Annotated in this window: 5 protein-coding genes; all 5 read left to right on the top strand. The window is 69.6% G+C overall.

What is annotated here, in order from left to right:
* Positions 1-197, top strand: a 197-nt coding sequence (locus V7D28_RS12915; protein WP_333587793.1) for a DUF1214 domain-containing protein, incomplete at its 5' end; no start/stop codon positions are given.
* Positions 198-318: 121 nt separating this feature from the next.
* The gene (locus V7D28_RS12910) at positions 319-1,218 is read left to right on the top strand and encodes an SDR family NAD(P)-dependent oxidoreductase (protein WP_333587792.1); all 900 of its coding nucleotides are present in this window, start codon (positions 319-321) and stop codon (positions 1,216-1,218) included.
* A 114-nt stretch (positions 1,219-1,332) separates the two neighbouring features.
* Complete coding sequence (locus tag V7D28_RS12905; RefSeq protein ID WP_333587791.1) at positions 1,333-2,025, top strand: ParA family protein; 693 nt, start codon at positions 1,333-1,335, stop codon at positions 2,023-2,025.
* Between the two features lie 186 nt (positions 2,026-2,211).
* Positions 2,212-2,829 (top strand): 30S ribosomal protein S4, encoded by a 618-nt coding sequence (gene rpsD, locus V7D28_RS12900; RefSeq protein WP_333587790.1) that lies wholly within the window; start codon positions 2,212-2,214, stop codon positions 2,827-2,829.
* Between the two features lie 143 nt (positions 2,830-2,972).
* Positions 2,973-3,639 (top strand): DUF899 family protein (locus V7D28_RS12895; protein ID WP_333587789.1); only part of this gene is annotated, 667 nt, incomplete at its 3' end.

The following is a 3,639-nucleotide window of genomic DNA, read 5'->3' as shown; positions in this document are numbered from 1 at the left end:
ACCGGACCCAGGGCCTGACCTATAATGACGACGGTTCTCTCGACATCTGGATCGGTCATGCCGACCCGGGGGAAGACCGGCGTAGCAATTGGCTACCGGCCCCGGCCGGGCCGTTCGCCCTCTTCATGCGGACCTATCTGCCCAAGCCTGAACTGCTCGAAGGCCTCTATCGCCTGCCGCGGGTGGCGGAGGCCTGAGACCTGGTCGGACCGGGGGCGGCCGATTGTCCGGCCTGCCGGCTTGGCCCGGCGTCGGCCTCGTGTCAGCCTGACCGCGACAGGCGCTGATCAAGGCGTCGCGCGCGCCGGGAGACGCTCCATGACCGACCAGACCTCCAACCCCTCGCGCCGGGCGGCCCTGGCGGGCGCGGGTTTCGCCGCCCTGGCCAGCCAGGCCTTGCCGGGTCAGGCCTTGGCCCAGACTGCCCCGGCGGGGGACCTGAAGACTGCGCTCGCGCCCGCCACCCGGCGGGCCGCCCAGGGGCGGTTCGCCGACAAGGTGGTCCTGGTCACCGGCGCGACATCCGGCATCGGGCGCGCTACGGCGCGGGCCTTCGCCCTGGAAGGCGCCCGCGTCATGTTCTGCGGGCGTCGCGCCGGCCTGGGGTCTGAGCTGGAGCGCGAGATCCGCAGCCTGGGGGGCGAGGCGCGCTTCCATCAAGCCGATGTGCGCTCGGAAGAGCAGGTGGCCGCCCTGGTGGCGGCCTGTGTTTCGGCCTTTGGCGGGCTCGATATCGCCTTCAACAATGCCGGCGTCGCGGGGCGGGCCGGGGACTTTGGCCCCGACTTCGACTGGGCGGTCCACAACGACATCATGGCGACCAATCTCGAGGCGGTGGTGCGCTGCCTCAACCACGAGGTTCCGGCGCTGGTCGCGCGGGGCGGCGGGGCGATCATCAACACCGCCTCGGTGATGGGCTATGTGGGGTCAGGTCCGGTCATGTCCTACGCGCTCTCCAAGGCCGGCGTGCTCAGCCTGACCCGCTCGGCGGCCCTGCAGCTCGCGGCCCGCAACATCCGCGTCAACGCCGTCTCGCCCGGCCCCATCGACACGCCGATGATGGGCGGCGGCGCGGCCCAGGCCTCCGGCGCGCGCACGCCCGCCGGCCGGGCCGGGCAGCCGGAGGAGGTGGCCCGGGCGGTGATGTTCCTGGCCAGCTCCGAGGCCAGCTACATCACCGGCGAGGAGCTGAAGGTGGATGGCGGCGTCCGGGCCTGAGACGGTGTGAGCAGAATTTCCTCACTTCGGGGACTGTTTAACAAAGCTTTACCTTTGGTCGCTTGCGCCCTGTGGATAACCCGGTCTTAGCTGGTCGGCGCTTGGGGGAGCGCCATGAAGACCATCTCTGTCATTTCGCGGAAGGGCGGCGCCGGTAAGACCACGGTGGCGGTGAATCTGGCCGCGGCCCTGGGGGCCCGGGGCGAACGGGCCCTACTGGCCGACGCCGACCCTTTACGCTCGTCCAGCGAGGCCCTGAAGGCCGCCCGTCCCGACGCCCATGTGGTGGAGACCTCGGCCTCGAAGCTCTTCACCCTGGCCAACGCCTCGCGCCGGGCCGGCGGGGAAATGCTGGTCATCGACACCCCGGCCTCGCCGGAGTCCGACATCGTCGCGGCCATCAAGGTCTCCGACCTTTGCCTGGTGGTCACCCGACCCACCTATCTGGACATCAGCGCCGCCCTGAAGACCCTGGAGCTGCTGCGCCAGCTGCGGGCCCCGGGGCTGATCGTCCTCAACCAGTGCCCGCCGCCCCGCCAGGGGAAGGAGCCGCGGCTGGTGGCCGGCGCCCTGGAGGCCGTGCGCTTCGGCGGCCTGCCGGTGGCCGGCGCGCTCCTGCGCCATCGCCAAGCCTATCAGACCGCCCTGGCCTCCGGGCAGGGGGTGGTGGACTGGGAGCCCCACGGGAGCGCGGCCTGTGAGGTGATGCAGCTGACCGATGTGGTGCTCCAGCGCCTTCGCCAGCAACCCGCCCGACCGGCCGCCAACGACACCGGCCGCCTGCTGGCCGAGCCCGCCCGCCTCTGACCCCTGGGGCTCAGCGGCCCATGCGCTTGCTTGACTCCGTCCGCCGGCCTCGGCATACACCGCCCCTTCCCGCCGCCGGTTCGCCGTGCGGCGCGTGATCCATTACGGGTTGATGCGGCGGCCGCCGTTGAGATTGCGCCTTCCCTCTTGGAGGCGCCGGGCCGCGTCGAAAAGAAAGTGTGATTGATGACCAAGCGTCATTCCGCCAAGTACAAGCTCGACCGCCGTATGGGCGAGAACATCTGGGGCCGCGCCAAGTCGCCGGTGAACCAGCGTTCCTACGGCCCCGGCCAGCACGGCCAGCGCCGCAAGTCCAAGGTTTCCGACTTCGGCCTGCAGCTGCGCGCCAAGCAGAAGCTCAAGGGCTATTACGGCAACCTGACCGAGAAGCAGTTCAGCCGCATCTATACCGAGGCCGCGCGCCGCAAGGGCAACACCTCGGAAAACCTGATCGCCCTGCTGGAATCGCGCCTGGACGCGGTGGTGTACCGCGCCAAGTTCGTGCCCACCGTCTTCGCCGCCCGCCAGTTCGTGAACCACGGCCATGTGACCGTGAACGGCAAGCGCGTGAACATCCCGTCCTACCGCGTGAAGGCCGGCGACGTGGTGTCGGTGCGCGAACGCTCGCGCAACATGGCCCTGGTGCTCGAGGCCGTGGCCTCGGCCGAGCGCGACACCCCCGACTACATCCAGGTGGACGGAAAGGGCCTGTCGGCCACCTTCGTCCGCGCCCCGGAACTGGCCGAAGTGCCCTATCCGGTGAAGATGGAGCCGAACCTGGTCGTGGAATTCTACGCCTCCTAAGGCGTCGAAAACCGAGACCGGACGGAACGGGCCCCGGAACGATCCGGGGCCCTTTCTGCGTCTGGCGATACGCCTACAGTGGTGCGCTGTCGGGATCGGTCGGCCGGGGCCGTCCTTGAGCCAGATATTCGGAGCACACCGTCATGGACAAGCAAGACGCCCCCCTGGTCCCGGCCGAGGTCACGGCCCGGGAAATTCCCATCCGCCTTCCCAATGAGAGCCCCGCCTATCGCACCGCGCGGAACGCCCTTCTGGCGCAAGAGATCGAGCTGCGCCGCCATATTGAGCGGGTCGCCGCCCAGCGCCGCGCCCTGCCGCCGGGTGGCGAGGTCACCGGCCGCTACCGGTTCGAAGGGGAGGCCGGCCCGGTGGACTTCTCTGACCTTTTCGGGCGCCACCACACCCTCATCACCTACGCCTATATGTTCGGCCCCCATCGCGAGCGGCCGTGTCCGATGTGCACCAACCTGCTGGACGCCTGGGACGGCAACGCCGACGACATCGGCCAAAGGGCGTCGCTGGCCGTCATCGCTCGCTCGCCCATCGATCGGCTGATGACATGGAAGCGTGAGCGCGGCTGGAAGCACCTTCAGCTCTATAGCGACCTTACCGGCGATTATGTGCGCGACTATCTGGGCCTGACGCCGGAGGGTGAGGAAGTTCCGGCTCTAAACGTCTTCTCCCGCAGAAGCGGGACGATCCGCCACTTCTGGTCGGCGGAGATGACCACCACCGATCCGGGCCAGGACGCCCGCGGCGCCCCCGATCCCGCCCCGCTCTGGATGGTGCTGGATTGCACCCCGGAGGGAC

Source organism: Phenylobacterium sp. (genome assembly GCF_036723115.1).
Lineage (GTDB): Bacteria > Pseudomonadota > Alphaproteobacteria > Caulobacterales > Caulobacteraceae > Phenylobacterium.
This window is presented reverse-complemented; position numbering and strand designations above follow the sequence as displayed.

What these genes read in the sequence shown, in the direction of transcription:
- V7D28_RS12910 (WP_333587792.1), top strand. Translation starts at nt 319, where the DNA reads ATGACCGACCAGACCTCCAACCCCTCGCGCCGGGCGGCCCTGGCGGGC.
- V7D28_RS12905 (WP_333587791.1), top strand. Translation starts at nt 1,333, where the DNA reads ATGAAGACCATCTCTGTCATTTCGCGGAAGGGCGGCGCCGGTAAGACC.
- rpsD (WP_333587790.1), top strand. Translation starts at nt 2,212, where the DNA reads ATGACCAAGCGTCATTCCGCCAAGTACAAGCTCGACCGCCGTATGGGC.